We start from the raw sequence: 16,746 nt of genomic DNA, 5'->3' as shown, positions 1-16,746 counted from the left end.
TGATCTCTCTACTCGATACCAAAGTGCGTGAGCGTACGCTTTTCCCAACTGACCAAGCGCTTGTTGTGCCCGCTACATTTGCAAAGAATGCGGGCCTTGTTGGCGCGGCCCAACTTGATGTTGCTTCATTCAAAGGGGTTGCATAATGGCTGGTGTCATTCTTGAAATCTGTGTGGATAGCTTAGCTTCTCTGGAAGCAGCCGTTGCAGGTGGCGCAAATCGAATTGAACTTTGTGCTGCTCTTAGCGAGGGGGGATTAACCCCAAGTTATGGCTTCATGCGCGCTGCACAGCGTTTTGATGTTTGCGTTCATGCGATGATCCGACTGCGCGGCGGAGACTTCTGCTATTCGACGGCCGAAATCGACATTATGTGTGCCGATATCGTGCAGGCGAAAAGCTTGGGTCTTGCCGGTGTTGTGTTGGGTGTTGCTAGGGCAGACAATAGGCTTGATCTAGATGCATTGGCAAAATTGCGAAGCGCAGCAAGCGGCATGGAATGTACCTTGCATCGTGTAATTGATCTAACGCCGGACCCCGTTGCAGCCGTTCAACAAGCACGAAGCGTCGGCATTGATCGCATTCTGACATCAGGTGGCGCAAAAACTGCCATTGAAGGCAAAGACACAATTGCTCAAATGGTTGAAGCTGCAAAAGAGCAACTTGAAATTATGCCCGGTTCGGGCGTTGATCTTTCCAACGTTGAAACGCTTTTAGGTATTGCTGGCATCAACAACATCCACGCATCATGCTCGGCGTGGCAAAAGTCATCATCAGGCAAAGTGGAGGCCATGTCTTTCACTCCCGCTCAAGGCGTGCGTCAAACGATAACGAAAAACGTTAGCAACCTGCGTCAGCTCATCGATTCTGTGCGTTTGGAGGTGGCCAATGTTTAGCGTCGCCATGTCAAAATCCGAACGGATTTTTGGATATCCGTCATATTCAATAGATGGAAATGTAAATAAATTTCACAATACACCCAATGTACGTGCCATTTTCGTTGACCTAGTGAAAATATTCACCCAATATGAGAAAATAAATTACATAGGGTGCGATGGGAGGTCGACGCTGTGACAAAGATTGGAATAGTTGGTCTTGGTTATCGATTGGGCTATCTGGCGCAAGTAATCGGTCAAACGCAAACAGACGTAGAATTTGTCGGCTATGTCGATCCGTCGCCTGCTGGTTTGCCACTTGTAAAAGGTGAAGGTGTTGAGGGATTGAACATTGATCCTTCTACCCTGCGCGTGTTCAATCCAGGTCGTCAATTTGACAGCCTAGAGCAGATGATAGAAGAGGGCGACCTTGATCTATTGATGATCGGTTCCCCCAACCACATGCACCTTGATCACATTCGCACAGCGCTTGAAGCGGGTGTGAAAACCTTTACCGAAAAGCCGGTGGTAACCACCGAAGAGCAAACGTTTGAATTGCTTGATTTGTTGGCCAAAAATGGCGGGAACACCGATCAATTGATGATCGGCTTGGTGTTGCGTTATGCGCCGCTCTATCGCGACCTCATCAAGGCGCGCGACCAGGGCGTGTTGGGCGATATCGCTTCAATTGAAGCCTCTGAGCATATTGCACCCTATCACGGTGGATTCTTCATGCGTGACTGGCGCCGCTACTCGAAATTTTCGGGTGGTTTCATGCTTGAAAAGTGCTGCCACGACATCGATCTGTACAACGGTCTTGTGGGCACACGTCCCATGCGTGTAGCCAGCTTTGGTGGCCGCAAAAGTTTTGTGCCTGCGCGTGAAACTGAAAACGACATTGAAGTTTACCAGTCTAAACCTTCTGGTTGGATGGGGTCAGATAAAGTCTTTGGTGGCGACGGCGACATCATCGATTATCAAACCGCAATCATTGAATATGAGGGTGGTGCCAATCTGTGCTTCCACACCAATATGAATGTGCCCGACGAGTTTCGCCGCTTTGCCGTAATTGGTTCAAAGGGCATGGCGGAAGGCGATTTCATTCGCAACTACTTCAAGCTCACCGATGCCAAGTCTTGCGAAACACTAGAAGACAAAAGCTATCAAAGTTCGGAGCTATCCGTTCATTATGGAGCTGATGAACAAATGATTGCAGACATCTTTGCGCATATGCGCGAAGGCACGCCCCTTCCAGTTTCCATCTTGGATGGGCTGGCAGCGGGTTTAACTGCAATCAAATTAGACGAAGCCCGTCAATCGCGCCAGGTCGTGGACCTCACAGCAATGTGGGCGCGGTTCGACAATTTTAACCTGCGTAATGGGGAGGTTGCATAAATGCAATCACTTGGGGGACGCCCAAACATTTTTCCATATCTGCTTCTGGTGCCAGCGCTGCTTATCACGCTGCTCATCGTTGCATGGCCACTTACTCAAACGTTCTGGCTGTCCTTTACCGATTCCTCACTGAAGCCGGTCACCAATTTTGTCGGGCTTGATAACTACGAGAAAATCTTTGCGAAGAAATTTCCAGAGGTTGTAGCCAGAACATTCTATTGGATGACGCTGTCTGTGGTCTTTAAAATGGTTGTGGGTATTGCCGGTGCGATGTTGTTAAACTCAGCCGTCGCGGGCCGTGGCTTCTTCCGTTTGTTGGTGATGCCGCCATGGATTGTGCCAATTGCGATTGGCGTATTTATGTGGCGCTGGATGTACAACGGCCAGTTTGGCATGATTTCAGGCGTGGCGCAGAATTTGGGCATCCTTTCAGGTCCATTTGAATTCCTTGCAACAAGAGATTCAGCTTTCTATTCGACAATCGTTACCGACGTTTGGGTTGGAACGCCGATGGTCACGATTTACCTTCTCGCTGCAATGCAGTCGATTTCGACCGACCTGCACGAAGCTGCTTGGGTTGATGGTGCAAGCCGATGGTATCGTTTCCGTCGCATTACTTTGCCACTGATCATGCCAGCGGTTGCCACAATGGGCTTGCTGTCAGCGATCTGGACCTTCAACTCTTTTGACATCATCTGGATTTTGACTGAAGGCGGTCCACGCGACGCCACAACAACGATGATAATTGATACCTATAAAACCGCGATTTCGCGCTTCAAATATGGTGAGGGCTCAGCCCGAGCGGTGATGATCGTGATCTTCTTATCCTCATTTGCCGGATTCTACTTCTACATGATTTCGCGCTTTGCAAAACGGAGCTTGGGCAAATGATCAACAAGTACAAATGGTGGGAAAAAGTAGGCATTTACGCAGGCATTGCGGTCTTTCTAAGCTTTACGCTAGCGCCGTTCTTTGAAGCATTTTTGGTGTCGCTGCGTCCACTGAACAAAATCAATTCAGTGCCGTACAAAATCATCACCGAAAATATGAGCTTTGATGCCTATTTCACAATGTGGAAAAGCGTGCCCAAACTGCACGTCTACATTCTCAACAGCTTCTTCATTGCCACAGCGGTTACTGTGATTGCATTGATTGCAGTTATTCCGGCGGCCTGGGCGTTTGCCCGCTTCCAGTTTAGAGGTCGCGATGCATTGCTTGGCACATTCCTTGCCATCAACATGGTTGGCGGTGCTGTGCTGATTATTCCATTGTTTAAGCTGATGAGCGCTTTTGGTTGGTTGAACACCTATTGGGCCATGATTGTCCCAGGGGCAGCATTCTTGATCCCAACAGGCATTTGGCTGTTGCGCTCATACTTGATGAAGATACCACGTGAGCTTGAAGAAGCCGCATGGGTTGATGGCGCATCACGACTATACATTTTGCGTCGCGTCATCATTCCAATTGCGATGCCCGGCATCGTGGTGGTGGCTATCGCCACTTTCATTGGGGCGTACGCACAACAGTTCTTGTTCGCATTGACGTTCAACTCGTCAACAGACCTACACCCACTACCCGTAGGGATCTACCAGTTCTTTGGTCGTCAGACCGTTCTTTGGAACGAATTGATGGCTGCGAGTTTGGTTGGCATCTTGCCAGTGCTAATCATCTACATCTTCCTTCAGCGATACATCATCGCAGGCTTAACCGCTGGTGCGGTGAAAGAGTAAGGACCGATGTTACAATCTTGGCAACAAAAAGGGAGTTCACAAATGAAACTAGCAAAAATTTTGCTCGGCACCGCGCTCGTCATGGGCGCAGCCACTGGAGCATCAGTCGCTGAAGACAAAGTCCTGCACATGATCCAGTGTGGCGACAATACTTGGGGTGGAGATTTCGCTGAAGCTCACATGGCTGAGTGGGAAGCTGCTAACCCAGGTTACAAAATCAACCTTGAGTATGTAGCTTGGGGCCAGTGTCAGGATAAAGCCACAACCTTGGCTGCAGCCGGCAACCCACCTGCGCTTGCATACATGGGGTCACGCACACTGAAGCAACTTTCAGCCAATGGGTTGATCGTTCCGCTTGAGTACACTGACGAAGAAAAAGCAACCTATGCTGCACCAGTTCTTGGAACTGTCACAGCAAATGGTCAGATTTGGGGTGCACCACGTGCGTTCTCAACCAAAGCGCTCTACTGGAACAAAGATTTGTTCGCAGCAGCTGGCCTAGATCCAGAAGCTGGTCCAAAGACTTGGGACGAAATGTATAACGCAGCGGCTGCCATTAAAGAAAAAACTGACGCCGATGGCTTTGGTTTGGCTGCTGCTTCTTTCGATAACACTATGCACCAGTTCATGAACTACGTTTACACAAACGGTGGTGAAGTGATCAACGCAGACGGTGATATCGTATTCAACTCACCAAATAACGTTGAAGCGCTAGAATTCTATGGCGTAAAAATGGCTTCAGTTGCTCAGCCTGGCCCTATTGCTTATGACCGCGCAAAACTGACACCATTGATGGTTGAAGGCCGTATCGGTATGTATATCGATGGTCCTTGGGCACGTGCTCGTCTTGCTGACATCAACTTCGGTGTTACTGGCGTTCCAGCTGGTCCACAAGGTGGTCCTGGTACACTGTTGATCACTGACTCATTGGCAGTGTTTGCAAATTCAGGCGTTGAAGAACAAGCTGTTGATTTGGCTAAATTCCTAACCAACCCAGAAAACCAGTTTGCCTTCGAAAAAGCCGCTGGCCTTACACCACTTCGTAACGTTGCCGGTGTTGCTGACTTGGTTGCAGAAGATCCAACTTGGTCTGCGTTCCTTGACACAATCCCAACAGGTGGTCCTGAGCCTTTCGTAACTGATTATGTTGGTCTTCAAGACGTAATCAACGAAGCAATTCAGTCTGTTATTTTGGGTGAAGCTACTGCTGCGGATGCTGTTGCAAACGCTGCAGAAGAACTCGAAGAATACAAATAAGCAAATAGTGAGATCCGGCGAAATTGGCCGGGTCTCACCCTTCAAGAATTCTAGTAATTGGGAGAATGGCCGTGGGTCAACTCAAGCTCGATAATGTAAAAAAGCGGTTCGGTACAGCTGAAGTCATCAAGGGTGTTTCACTAGACGTGAAGCACGGTGAATTCATCGTATTCGTTGGGCCATCTGGCTGCGGCAAATCAACCTTGTTGCGCATGATCGCCGGGCTTGAAGAAATCTCCGAAGGCGACGTGCATATTGACGACCGGATCGTAAATGCACTGGCGCCAGCAAAACGCGGAATTGCCATGGTGTTTCAATCCTATGCGCTTTACCCGCACATGACAGTTTATGAGAACATTGCGTTCCCGCTTCGCGTCGACAAACTATCGAACGAAGAAGTCGAAAAGAAAGTGATGATTGCTTCAGGCATTCTAAAGCTTGATGATCGTTTGCAGCACAAGCCAGGCGAATTGTCCGGCGGTCAGCGCCAGCGTGTGGCCATTGGTCGAGCCATTGTGCGCGAACCAAGCGTGTTCTTGTTCGACGAGCCTTTGTCAAATCTGGATGCGGCGCTGCGGGCGACCATGCGCGTAGAATTGACAAAACTGCACCACGACCTAGATGCCACCATGATCTATGTGACCCACGATCAAGTGGAAGCCATGACCATGGCCGACCGCATTGTGGTTTTGGATGGCGGCATGATCGCACAAGTTGGTACGCCGCTTGAGTTGTATCACAAGCCTGACAATCTTTTCGTGGCCGGGTTTATCGGCAACCCAAAGATGAATTTCATTCAGGTTGAATGTACCGGCGCCACCAAAACCGGTGTAAAAGTCAAAGTTGCCGGTGCGGGTGAAGTAACCATTCCCGTCGCCCCACGTGACGGCCTTGAAGGCAAAACACTCACCCTTGGCATTCGTCCAGAGCACACGCGTTTGGAAAAATCAGACCTAACGTTGAGCCTGCACGCGAATGTAGTTGAACGCCTTGGTATTCACACGGTGACCTATGCCAACTTGCCAGGTGATGAGGAAGTGTTCTGTACTGTTCAAGAAGGTACAGCCCCCATCAGAGCCAATGCGGATTTCACCATCGGCGTTAACGCAGCAGATTGTCACTTGTTTGATGAAGATGGCAGTGCTTTTGAGCGCAACGTTGATCTATCGACTTTGGGTGTTCCCGAAATCGCCTAAGGGCGGTTCGGACAACCCCCTAACGTTCCTCCCCACGACCCTAAAAAGCCCCGTTTTTGACGGGGCTTTTCTTTTGACTATTCGTTGTACTCTATTTCTGTTTTCCCTTCCAAACGCCAAACTTTGGAAACGATCTGCCATCCGTTTTCACCCAAGACCAAAGCCAGATGGTCAGCAAAAACATTGTCATGTGCGTGCAGCCGTAACTTCACCGTTGCGCTTATTGGCGACAACCAATCAATGGTGATGATTTCATCTTTGCGTTTTTGGTTGATGCTGGCAGGTGAGGGCCGGGACGCGACATCCACACGAAAGCTTGCAATCGGGTCTACAAATATTTTGCCCTCGTCAGCATCAAAAAGGCTAGAGGCGGGGTGGAACACCTTGTCCAGTTTCTCCACGTCGCAGTAATAAATAGCATCGAGATAGATAGACACAGCGTCCAAAAGGTCTTGGTGTTGGTTCATAAGTCAGCTCCTTTGTTGGAGCCAATTTCTGCTAAAATGATCGATGTCGCTAGTGGCTTAAATGACAATGATCGTCAATATTACGCCAAAACGGACGGAGTTTACACCGCCAGCATAGTTGTTCTAAACTCGATGTAATTGAACAATCGTTCATAAAAGGTGGCAAATGATACCCGCGGTTGAGAAATTTGAAGAACGTGTTCGCAAGAGTTTTGCGCTGCAAGCGGCCTGCAAGTCGGTTGGATTGACGATGCGAAGTGTTGAGCCGGGCAAAGTTGTTCTGGATCTGCCCTTCAATTCCAAATTCACGCAGCAACATGGGTTTATGCATGCGGGCATAATCACCACTGCCCTAGATACCGCGTGTGGATATGCGGCTTTTTCGCTGATGCCAGAGGATGCGGCTGTCTTGAGTGTTGAATTCAAGACAAGCCTTTTGCGGCCAGCGAGTGGCGAAACATTTACGATTGTTGGCCGGGTCATCAAACCGGGCAAAAACATTAGCTTTTGTGAAGCAGAAGTAATCGCGTTTGACCGCGACACAAAGTCAAAAACAGTCGCCACTATGACCGCCACAATGATGGCGGTCTTTAATCCAACTATTCGTGACTAGTGCTCACCAAACTTTGCCGCGCGCAGCCACGTCCAATTTGCGATCAAATACACCACTCTTGTGCACATATATGTGGCTCATCAAGCTTGAAACCACACATGTATGGTTTGGAATGATGCGAATCTTCTCGCCAATTTTGGGTTTTTTCGAACAAGCTGAAAGATCAACAACCGCATGTTCCTCTGACAGGCCGGTAATCACGGCTTCGGGATAATCAACCACATAACCAAAATCGGCGAAGCCCAACAGGTCTGAGGTAAGGGCCTTAGAGCCAGCATCCAAAACAGCGCGGTCCTGCGTTGGCCGCGACACAACGGTGGTCAGGATATGCATGGCGCAATCATCAAAACCGCAATGGCCAGCACGCACGAGTGATCGATCGTTGTAGATATAGGTGCCTGCGCGATATTCATTAGCAATGGTTGCGCGCTCAGCACTAAACAGGCTTGGCGATCCCCCAGTTGAGAAAACCTCGCACTCAAGCCCTGCTTCTTTTAACAGGCCGGCAGTCTGTTCGAAAAACGCTTCTACATCGTCTTCAGCGTTTGGCATTGGGTATGTCATCAACCCGATGAATGTAAGGCTTGGTTTGTCGGCTATATATTGCGCGAGATCACGTGCTTCGCGCGGGGTTTGCACACCACAACGTTGGCCGCCCGTGTCGCATTCCACCATCACCCGCAAGGGGTGTTTTTCGTCCATCGTGGCGGCTAAGCCATCAACAGTTTCACGGCTATCGGCGACAACCGATAGCGTGATTTGTTCATGCAAAGCTTTGAGGGAATCAAGCTTTTCAGCTCCCATAATGTTGAACGTCAACAAAATGTCAGTGATCCCAGCATCTGCAAAAATCTGCGCCTCAGAGATCTTTTGGCACGTAATGCCAATAGCGCCCGCGGCCAATTGTTTTTTTGCGAACTCAGGAATTTTGTGGGTTTTGATGTGCGGCCGCGCCTTCAAGCCTGCTTGGTCCATGTAGTTTTGCACCCGCATAATGTTCTTATCGACAATGGTTTCGTCGATCAAAACAGCTGGTGTGGAGAGGGAATAAATTGAACCTTGTTGTGCCATTGGTGCATACCGCTTCTTGCAAATATCAGTGACCTACTGTCAAACAAATTAAACCGCGCTTGAAAGTCCATGTGGATCTTCAATCATAGGCCAAATGTCTTTTGGCGCTTTAATGTACGCGTTGGTCGCTGGGTTGTTTGGATAGGGTCGTCCTGCGGAGCAATATAATATCTTTGCAGCGATTGGTGCAAATGAATCATAGAAATGATTGGTTGATTTTATCAACAAAATGTCTTTTGCCGCATAATCAATGCCCGCAACAGTGAAAAGGCTCTTATCAAAACTCTGCGCCCGCGTGGAATTCAGCACCACTTGAATGCCATCAAACTCGATGGTGGCGATATCGCCCATGGGCACAAAACTATCACCGAATCTTTGCTCGGCACCGGCGACCAGTTTCTTAATCGTTACACTCTTATCGATTGGCGAACCGGTATGCGGGGCTGATTTGGCGCCAAACCGCAAGGGAACGGTTGCGCCTTCGCCAGCAGCGAAACAAATCTGCACCGCAATCGGGTCCCAAATGGTGCCAACAGCGACATTTTTGGCCCCCTTCGTGATGAGTTCTGCAAGTAGTACGGTGGCGTCGCCCGCCGTGCCGCCACCCGGATTGTCCCACACATCGGTGATCACAACTGGCTTATCGCTGGCGGTTTGCATGGCCTCCTTAACGGCCTGCACTTCATCCATCTGCTCGGGCATAACTTTGCCGCGCATGTCAAATAAACGCATGCCCAAATCGTGGGCCAACTTGTCGCCTTTTGCTTTATTGTTGTTGGTCACCACAACCAACTTGCTGCCCATTTCCGGCACATCGGACGCCATGAAGCCGTGGATGATGGAAACAGACAGCACTTCAGTGTCGGCATCTTCTAGCTTGATGATGTCATCAACAAATGAACGCATTGGCTCAAATGATGTCGGGAATACATCTATCATTTTGCAGTCAAATACCGACACTGAAGGCGTAACGTTGCCCGCAAGAGTCTCATCAAGTATGCGCAGCAAATCTTGCGCCCGTTCGACAAAATCAATATGCGGGAATTCTTTGAACGCGAGGAAGAAATCAAGTGCATCCACGCGCTGCTTTGTCAGTTGGCTGTGTGGATCAAACGTGGCACACACAATGACATTTGGTCCAACAATCCCACGAATGCGCGACAACAAATCACCTTCTGGATCGTCATACCCGTTCGCCACCATCGCGCCGTGTAAACCCAGCACAACCCCGTCCACCGGCATGGCTTTTTGAAGTTGCTCTAATATCTCATCTCGCAGCCCTTCATAGGCCTGTCGATTGATCAATCCAGCTGGATCTGCCCATGCGGCCGTGCCTTCGATCCACTCATAACCGCGTTCGGCTGCCCATTTTCGCCCTTCGGTCAAAGGTGCAGAACAAAGCGTTGGTGTTTCTGGGTGCTCGCCAGGGCGGGCATAAAGCGATGCTTCAAACCCACGCCGATCAATGGCGATAGGCGAAAACGTATTGGATTCGGTGGCAAGAACAGCGGTAAAAAAGCGTTTGGTCATAATAGGTGGGCCTAACCCATTGGGTTTGGCAAATAGCCATTAAAGCCAGCAATCTTCCAAGTGCCGCCAATTCGGTGACAATAATAGACCGTTTGCCAGTTCAAAATGTCTTTGCTGCCATCAGTTTTGGTGATGTGGCCGCCAAACTTCTTGTGCACAATCGCGCGGTCGCCATTGATTTCAATGTCGCGCAAAACAGTGGCAGAAAAAATCGCTGTCCGTGGGTCGTCTTGGTAGCTTTCCTTCTGAAACTCCTGCGCTTGACGCAGCCACTCGTCACGATATTCGTCAAGGGAAGGGAATGCCAAACGCCAGTGGTCTGGGTTGGCATTATTATGACCATGTACGCCCATGAACCGATCTGGCGCGAAGTCATTTTCGACCATTGACCAATCTGCCGCCAAAAAGGCAGTGATATCGCGCTCAACAAGCATCTCCCAAATCGCAGAACGATCTGGATCGGAATTTGGAAACGGATTTGTAAATTGTGATGGCATGACAAATTATTTTCATTTTTTGTGTTTTTTCTATGGAAAAACTCGCCTAATTCTGTTGATATGTCAATCAACAAGAAAATAATTTACATAAATTCGTTGGAGAACTGAAATGTCAATCATCCGTTATGGTGCCGAAAAAAGCGGCGCAGGTGGCCAAAATCTCCCCTTTGCGCGGGCTGTGGAAGCCGATGGTTGGCTGCACGTTTCTGGTCAGGTTGCCATGGTAGACGGTGAAGTCGTTGGTGGCAATATTGTTGAGCAGACACATGTAGCAATCAAAAACTTGTTGGCAATATTGGATGAGGCTGGCTACGGCACAGAACATATCGTGCGCATCGGCGTTTGGCTTGATGATCCGCGTGATTTCTGGTCGTTCAATGGCGTATATAAGAGCTATTTTGGCGAACATCCGCCCGCGCGCGCCTGTGTGCAATCCGCGCTAATGGTTGACTGCAAGGTAGAAGTGGATTGTGTTGCTTTCGATCCCAATCGAAAGTCACGAGGCTAAATAGCAATATGGTCGATATTCTAGGTACATTAAGCCAAGAAATGGATGGGCTATCACGCTCAGAACAGCGCATAGCGGGCATCATATTTGATGATCGCCCCTTCGCGGTGAACGCGTCCATTATTGAGTTGGCAGCTCGTGCTGAAGTATCGCCACCAACGGTTACACGTTTTTGTCGCCGGCTTGGGTGTCAGAGTTTTTCTGAGTTCAAGGTCCGTTTGGCGCAGAGCGCCTTTATCGGTCAGCGATATGAAGAACCCCAATCTAACGCCACCAACGTGCAAGAAGTTGTCGAAACCATCTTAACCCGCGCCCAGTCGGTGCTACACTCTTTGCACGATCATCTAGATATGGACGCGATAGACGCAGCTGCGACAGCTATTGCCAAGGCTGATATGGTCTATGCTTTTGGTTCAGGCGGTAACTCGTCTTTGTTCGCTGGTGAGTTGCAAAACCGCTTATTTCGATTGGGTTTGCGCACATCCTCTTCAAATGACCACTCGATGCAACTGATGACCGCATCGACCGTGTCCGCAAATGACGTGGTCATTGGTCTATCCATTTCTGGACGCAATCGAGAATTGGTGCGGGCATTGGACGTTGCATCTGGCTATGGTGCGAAGGTGATCACGATCAGCAAACCAAATAGTTTGGTGGCGGAGACCGCAGCAACAAATATCGGCATCGATTTGGCTGAGGGCGTCGACGTATTGCGACCTTCTTCTGCACGTTTCGCCTTTTTGGCTGCCATCGACATTGTTGCCCATTTGGTTGCGATCAAGCGCAAAGACTTGGCGATCGAGCCACTGCGGCGGATCAAGAGCCAACTGGTCACTCATCGCGATGGTGATGATTCTCAACCTTTGGGCGACTAGCGCCATGACTAAATAGGGATACGATTTGTGAGCAAACAAGTTGCAATTATCACAGGGGCTGGCGGCGATATTGGCCGAGCAATTGCTATTCAGCTTGCAAATGATGGGTTTGCCGTTCTGTGCTTGGATATTCTTGAGGATCTCAACAAAGAAACTATCGATCTTATTACCAAAAATGGCGGTACGGCCCGTGCACTTACATGCGATATTCTGAACGAGCAAGATCAGCAATCCATGTTGGCTGTGGCACAAGAACTGGGTACGCCAAAAGCGTTGGTCAATAATGTCGGTGCAATTACAGGCGCTTCCATTCAAGAAAGCACAATTGACAATTGGCAGCGTGATTTTGACATCAATCTAAAAGGCGCGGTTGCCTGCTTTAAAACACTGGAGAGTGCATTCAAAGCAAACCAAGGCATTGTTACCAACATTGCTTCGGTCAATGGCTTCGGTGTTTACGGGCACCCCGGCTATAGCGCCATGAAGGCGGCACTGGTGCACTTCACCCGGTTCGCATCGGTTGAATACGGCAAGTTCGGCATGCGCATTAATGCAGTTGCTCCGGGCACGGTGCGCACCCAAGCATGGAACGACCGGGCTAAACAAAACCCGCAAGTCTTTGAAGAAGCAAAGCGTTGGTATCCCTTGCAGCGCGTCGCGGACCCACAAGACATCGCTGATGCAGTGAGTTTTCTCACCAGCAATAAAGCAAATGCAATTACCGGGATTTGTCTGCCCGTTGATTGCGGTTTGACGGCAGGTCAAGCTGAATTGGCAGGCACATTTTCACAATCATCTGACTTCTAAGATCAGAGATAAACAAACGTTCACAACCATAAAACGCCCGTAAGAGGAGTTTATATCATGACATCACAGTTCCGTCTTAACGCCATTTGGCGAGAAACAGATCCAAAGAACGGGTCGATGATCCTTACCCTGACCAATCTGTCAGAGAAGCCCGTAAGTGGTTTTCGATTGGCTTACACCTCGCTGTTGCGCGTGTCCAAGGACGTGATCACTCACAACGCCACATTCATCCGTCGGTTTGCCAACTTCCACGAATTCGACCCCATCGATGGTTTGGTGCTTGCGCCGGGCGAAAGCTGGACATTTGAACTTGAAAAACTCACCCATATTCCAAAGCACCGCAACGACGGGCCAAAATCCGCCTATCTAACACTTGCTGACGGAACGCACGTCACTGTTGCCACGGGCGACATGGCGCTTGAAGGGCGACCAAGCAAAACAGCGGGTGTTTTGGTGCCAGAAGGTAAATTGGAGTTGCCGATTTCGCTGTCGCCTTGGCCAAACAAAATCTCTGTTTCACAGTTCGCCGACGCACCTGTTGCACTGACCGTAGCGCGCGCCACAAGAGCAGAAAAAGCCGCCGCCGCAGATGTGAATGGCCTGAGCGATCGTTTGTTCACGGACATTCCAAACCCGTTCTCATTGATTGACGTACCGGCAGGTCTGCCGCTTAACCTTGAACAAAATGAAAAACTTGCTGAAGAAGCCTATGCAATCAAATTCGCTTCAGATGCTGTTTTAATGCAGTATGGTTCAGCCAAAGCGCTGATCAATGGCTTGATTTCCCTTGCACAGATCATCAATGGTCCAAAAGAAGACCCGAGCAAATTCCAATTCCCATCCGCTGGCTCCATTGAAGATGCGCCCCGCTTTTCGTGGCGCGGTTCTCACTTAGATGTTTCTCGCCAATTCTACCCCTTTGAAAGTGTAAAACGCTTTGTCGATATTTTGGCGTGGAACAAAATGAATGTGCTGCATTGGCACCTGAGCGACGACGAAGGTTGGCGCGTGGAGATTAAGGGTTATCCTGAACTCACTAACGCTGGCGCAAAGCGCGGCGCAAACGAAGCCATGCCCGCCCAATTGGGGTCGGGTTTTGAAACCTATGGTGGGTTTTATACGCAAGAGCAGATCAAACAGTTGATCGCCCACGGCCAGAGCTTGAATGTTGAGATTGTGCCCGAGCTGGATATTCCGGGACACTGTACGGCTGTTTTGGCGGCCTATCCCGAACTTCGCGACCCAGATGAGCCACAAGAAAGCTATCGCTCTATCCAAGGTTATCCAAACAACGCTATCAACCCCGGTCTACCGCAGACATATAAATTCATTGAAACGGTAGTTGAAGAGATCTCAGAACTCTTTCCTTCTAAATTCATCCATGTGGGTGGCGATGAAGTGGACGAAAACTCTTGGATGGAATCTCCAGCGGTTGAAGCCTTGATGAACGAAGAACGTTTGAACGGTACGATGCAGGTGCAAGCTCACTTCTTGGGCAAAGTGCAAAAGATGATCAAGAAGAAGGGCAAAATCGTTGCCGGTTGGGACGAAGTCTCACACGGCGGCGGCATCGACAAAGAAGGCGGTACGCTCATGTTCGCTTGGCAAAAGCCTGAAATTGGCATTGCCTTGGCCGAGGAAGGTTATGATGTGGTGATGACACCGGGCCAAGCCTATTACCTTGATATGGCACAGTCCGAAGAATGGCAGGAACCCGGCGCAAGCTGGGCCGGCACCGCTTCACCGCAAACCACATATGAGTATGAAGCCGCAGGAGATTTCCCTGACGAGCATCTTGAGCGCCTTAAAGGCGTGCAAGCGTGCATTTGGTCTGAACATTTGATCACACGCGAGCTGTTCAACCACATGGTTTTCCCACGTCTCAGTGCCATTGCGGAAGCGGGCTGGACGCAACCGGAGAATAAAAACTGGCTGCGTTTTGCGGCGCAATCGCGTTACTTGCCGCGCCTTTAGGGGAGCCAAGTTTATGCGCATTGCCGTAGGCGGTTTGCACACAGAATGCAGCACATACACAGATGTGCTGCAAAAAACAGTGGACTTCAAAGTGTTGCGTGGCGACGATTTGATGATCTCTGATTTTTTCAGCTTTTTGCCCCGATCAAAGGCAGAAATTGTGCCGCTTATGCATGCGCGATCAACCCCGGGTGGTGCGGTCAGCCGCTCCACCTACGATCTGTTCAAACAAGAGTTCCTATCAAGGCTCGAACTCGCCTTAACCGATGCGCCTATCGATGGCCTCTATTTGGCCATGCACGGCGCAGTGCATGTTGATGGTTTGGAGGATGCGGAAGGCGATTGGATAGAAGCCGCCAGAAAACGTGTGGGGCCAAGTTGTCCAATTTCCGTTTCATTCGATTTGCATGGCAACTTGTCGCAAAAGATCATCGACCAAATCGATCTGTTTACAGCCTTCCGGCACGCCCCGCATATTGATACGCTTGAAACAATGGAGCGGGCGCTCAACAATCTGATTAATGTTGTTGAAACTGGCGAACGACCATTTGTTGGGTGGGTACCCATTCCGGTGCTATTGCCTGGCGAACGCACCAGCACTGTAGATGAACCTGCAAAATCGCTATATGCACAACTCCCCGGTTTCGACAAGATCGATGGTATCACCGATGCATCTTTGATGGTGGGCTACGTGTGGGCAGATGTGGAACGCGCAAACGCCGCAGCGGTAATTACAGGCACGAACGAAGTTACTGTCAGGCAATCCGCCGAGCAATTGGCACAAAGCTATTTCGACGTGCGAGCTGAGTTTAAGTTTGGGCCCGTCACGGGTTCATTGTCCGATATGCTGGCCAAAGCAATCAAAAGCCCAACGCACCCAGTGGTGCTAACAGATTCGGGTGACAATCCGGGCGGTGGTGGCGTGGGTGATCGCGTGTGCGTGTTGCGATATTGCGTGCAAAACAATGTTCGTGGAGCGCTCATCATCGGCATTGCTGACGCACCGGCGGTGCAACAATGCTTCAAATTGGGGGAAGGGGTGTTCACCGATATCTGGCTGGGTGCCACACTGGACCCAGCCCGTTCAACGCCATGGCAAGGTCATGTGCGCATTGAGAAAATTGCCAAAGACAATAAGCGCGGCAACAGGATTGCATTGCTCAACTGTAACGGCATCAGGATTGTCATCTCAGACAGGCGGTACACATTTCACGAACCTGAAAATGTCGAACCGCTTGGCCTTGATCTCACCAAAGAGCGGATCGTCGTTATCAAGTGTGGCTATATTTCCCCCGCCATGGCTCAAATCGCCAATCCCAACCTCATGGCGCTAACCGATGGAGCGGTGAACCAAGATATAGCCTCGCTGCAAAACTTGCATCGGCCAAAACCAACCTATCCGTTTGAGAGTGACTTTGCGTTTAGACCAAAGTGCAAAACTTCCGCGCGTGTGACATCAAAATAGGTTTGACCAATTGACGATCTGAAATTGCCCGATTAAGCTTTGCTGGCTTCTTTCCCCATTTGGTTGGGTTGGTCCAATTGGACACTCTGCCAGAAAGCCTGCCAGCTTTATGTATTTCGTCATAGATGTTATCGCCCCCGTTTTTGTGATCGTTCTGATCGGCTATGTAGCGGTAAAGCTCAAGATCTTCCCCGGCAGTGGCATCAGCGCGCTGATTGCATTCACGAATAATTTTGCAGCGCCAATGCTGTTGTTCCGCGCCATGCTGACGCTCGATTTTGCGACAGCGCTAGACCCAAAAATCATTGCGCCATTCTATGTTGCGGGTTTGGCGGGCTTCGTGTTGGGCATTGTGCTGGCGCGCAAAACCTTTGCCTATCGTCCCGGTGAGGCGGTGTCTGTTGGATTTTCTGGCTGGTTCACCAATACAGTATTGCTCGGCATTCCAATTGTGCAGCGCGCTTATGGTGTTGAAGCATTGCCGATC

17 protein-coding genes are annotated in these 16,746 nt (G+C 49.8%); 13 read left to right on the top strand and 4 right to left on the bottom strand.

The annotated features are described in order from the left end of the window. Positions 1 to 145: 145 nt before the first annotated feature. The 6 genes from Q0231_RS06230 (at position 146) to Q0231_RS06205 (ending at position 6,452) form a co-directional block, all read left to right on the top strand. Complete coding sequence (locus Q0231_RS06230; RefSeq protein ID WP_299346412.1) at positions 146 to 895, top strand: copper homeostasis protein CutC; 750 nt, start codon at positions 146 to 148, stop codon at positions 893 to 895. Positions 896 to 1,069: 174 nt separating this feature from the next. Then, the gene (locus tag Q0231_RS06225) at positions 1,070 to 2,269 is read left to right on the top strand and encodes a Gfo/Idh/MocA family oxidoreductase (RefSeq protein ID WP_299346409.1); all 1,200 of its coding nucleotides are present in this window, start codon (positions 1,070 to 1,072) and stop codon (positions 2,267 to 2,269) included. Continuing rightward, entirely contained in the window at positions 2,270 to 3,160 is an 891-nt protein-coding gene (locus Q0231_RS06220) for a sugar ABC transporter permease (RefSeq protein WP_269392675.1), read from the top strand. Continuing rightward, the gene (locus Q0231_RS06215) at positions 3,157 to 3,999 is read left to right on the top strand and encodes a carbohydrate ABC transporter permease (RefSeq protein ID WP_269392674.1); all 843 of its coding nucleotides are present in this window, start codon (positions 3,157 to 3,159) and stop codon (positions 3,997 to 3,999) included. Before Q0231_RS06220 ends, Q0231_RS06215 begins: the two co-directional genes overlap by 4 nt. Positions 4,000 to 4,041: 42 nt before the next feature. Continuing rightward, positions 4,042 to 5,256, top strand: a complete 1,215-nt coding sequence (locus tag Q0231_RS06210; protein ID WP_269392673.1) for a sugar ABC transporter substrate-binding protein — start codon at positions 4,042 to 4,044, stop codon at positions 5,254 to 5,256. A 71-nt stretch (positions 5,257 to 5,327) separates the two neighbouring features. After that, positions 5,328 to 6,452, top strand: coding sequence for an ABC transporter ATP-binding protein (locus tag Q0231_RS06205; RefSeq protein ID WP_299346404.1), 1,125 nt, complete (start codon positions 5,328 to 5,330; stop codon positions 6,450 to 6,452). A gap of 77 nt (positions 6,453 to 6,529) precedes the next feature. Here the strand turns inward: Q0231_RS06205 and Q0231_RS06200 are convergent, their stop codons facing one another. Beyond that, positions 6,530 to 6,919, bottom strand: a complete 390-nt coding sequence (locus Q0231_RS06200) for a nuclear transport factor 2 family protein (RefSeq protein ID WP_299346402.1) — start codon at positions 6,917 to 6,919, stop codon at positions 6,530 to 6,532. A gap of 166 nt (positions 6,920 to 7,085) precedes the next feature. On the opposite strand from Q0231_RS06200, the gene Q0231_RS06195 reads away from it, so the two are divergent. Continuing rightward, positions 7,086 to 7,532 (top strand): PaaI family thioesterase, encoded by a 447-nt coding sequence (locus tag Q0231_RS06195; protein ID WP_299346398.1) that lies wholly within the window; start codon positions 7,086 to 7,088, stop codon positions 7,530 to 7,532. Positions 7,533 to 7,535: 3 nt separating this feature from the next. On the opposite strand, the gene Q0231_RS06190 is transcribed toward Q0231_RS06195, so the two are convergent. Genes Q0231_RS06190 through Q0231_RS06180 form a run of 3 tightly spaced genes read right to left on the bottom strand, consistent with a single transcriptional unit; the run spans position 7,536 to position 10,630 of the window. Further along, positions 7,536 to 8,627, bottom strand: a complete 1,092-nt coding sequence (locus Q0231_RS06190) for a D-TA family PLP-dependent enzyme (protein ID WP_299346415.1) — start codon at positions 8,625 to 8,627, stop codon at positions 7,536 to 7,538. 24 nt (positions 8,628 to 8,651) lie between these two features. Further along, entirely contained in the window at positions 8,652 to 10,133 is a 1,482-nt protein-coding gene (locus tag Q0231_RS06185; protein ID WP_299346395.1) for a M81 family metallopeptidase, read from the bottom strand. A gap of 11 nt (positions 10,134 to 10,144) precedes the next feature. Then, a complete protein-coding gene (locus tag Q0231_RS06180; protein WP_299346392.1) occupies positions 10,145 to 10,630 on the bottom strand; it encodes a hypothetical protein in 486 nt (161 codons plus the stop codon). 109 nt (positions 10,631 to 10,739) lie between these two features. Here Q0231_RS06180 and Q0231_RS06175 point away from each other — a divergent pair, with 109 nt between their 5' ends. From Q0231_RS06175 to Q0231_RS06150, 6 genes are all read left to right on the top strand, one after another. Then, on the top strand, positions 10,740 to 11,138 hold the full coding sequence (locus Q0231_RS06175; protein WP_269392667.1) for a RidA family protein: 399 nt from the start codon (positions 10,740 to 10,742) through the stop codon (positions 11,136 to 11,138). An 8-nt stretch (positions 11,139 to 11,146) separates the two neighbouring features. Further along, a complete protein-coding gene (locus Q0231_RS06170; RefSeq protein WP_269392666.1) occupies positions 11,147 to 12,013 on the top strand; it encodes a MurR/RpiR family transcriptional regulator in 867 nt (288 codons plus the stop codon). Between the two features lie 27 nt (positions 12,014 to 12,040). Then, the gene (locus tag Q0231_RS06165) at positions 12,041 to 12,820 is read left to right on the top strand and encodes an SDR family oxidoreductase (RefSeq protein WP_299346386.1); all 780 of its coding nucleotides are present in this window, start codon (positions 12,041 to 12,043) and stop codon (positions 12,818 to 12,820) included. 57 nt (positions 12,821 to 12,877) lie between these two features. Then, on the top strand, positions 12,878 to 14,794 hold the full coding sequence (locus Q0231_RS06160; protein WP_299346383.1) for a family 20 glycosylhydrolase: 1,917 nt from the start codon (positions 12,878 to 12,880) through the stop codon (positions 14,792 to 14,794). A gap of 13 nt (positions 14,795 to 14,807) precedes the next feature. After that, a complete protein-coding gene (locus Q0231_RS06155; RefSeq protein ID WP_299346380.1) occupies positions 14,808 to 16,259 on the top strand; it encodes a M81 family metallopeptidase in 1,452 nt (483 codons plus the stop codon). Positions 16,260 to 16,368: 109 nt separating this feature from the next. Then, positions 16,369 to 16,746 (top strand): AEC family transporter (locus Q0231_RS06150; protein ID WP_299346377.1); only part of this gene is annotated, 378 nt, incomplete at its 3' end.

Origin of the sequence: uncultured Maritalea sp., from assembly GCF_937139385.1 — a bacterium.
Lineage (GTDB): Bacteria > Pseudomonadota > Alphaproteobacteria > Rhizobiales > Devosiaceae > Maritalea > Maritalea porphyrae_A.
The sequence above is the reverse complement of the archived record's forward strand: the minus strand, read 5'-3'. Positions and strand labels throughout refer to the sequence as shown.

Bases quoted from the DNA above. Each gene is read 5' to 3' on its own strand.
- Q0231_RS06230 (WP_299346412.1), top strand. From the start codon at position 146: ATGGCTGGTGTCATTCTTGAAATCTGTGTGGATAGCTTAGCTTCTCTG.
- Q0231_RS06220 (WP_269392675.1), top strand. From the start codon at position 2,270: ATGCAATCACTTGGGGGACGCCCAAACATTTTTCCATATCTGCTTCTG.
- Q0231_RS06215 (WP_269392674.1), top strand. From the start codon at position 3,157: ATGATCAACAAGTACAAATGGTGGGAAAAAGTAGGCATTTACGCAGGC.
- Q0231_RS06210 (WP_269392673.1), top strand. From the start codon at position 4,042: ATGAAACTAGCAAAAATTTTGCTCGGCACCGCGCTCGTCATGGGCGCA.
- Q0231_RS06200 (WP_299346402.1), bottom strand. From the start codon at position 6,919: ATGAACCAACACCAAGACCTTTTGGACGCTGTGTCTATCTATCTCGAT.
- Q0231_RS06195 (WP_299346398.1), top strand. From the start codon at position 7,086: ATGATACCCGCGGTTGAGAAATTTGAAGAACGTGTTCGCAAGAGTTTT.
- Q0231_RS06185 (WP_299346395.1), bottom strand. From the start codon at position 10,133: ATGACCAAACGCTTTTTTACCGCTGTTCTTGCCACCGAATCCAATACG.
- Q0231_RS06180 (WP_299346392.1), bottom strand. From the start codon at position 10,630: ATGCCATCACAATTTACAAATCCGTTTCCAAATTCCGATCCAGATCGT.
- Q0231_RS06175 (WP_269392667.1), top strand. From the start codon at position 10,740: ATGTCAATCATCCGTTATGGTGCCGAAAAAAGCGGCGCAGGTGGCCAA.
- Q0231_RS06170 (WP_269392666.1), top strand. From the start codon at position 11,147: ATGGTCGATATTCTAGGTACATTAAGCCAAGAAATGGATGGGCTATCA.
- Q0231_RS06160 (WP_299346383.1), top strand. From the start codon at position 12,878: ATGACATCACAGTTCCGTCTTAACGCCATTTGGCGAGAAACAGATCCA.
- Q0231_RS06155 (WP_299346380.1), top strand. From the start codon at position 14,808: ATGCGCATTGCCGTAGGCGGTTTGCACACAGAATGCAGCACATACACA.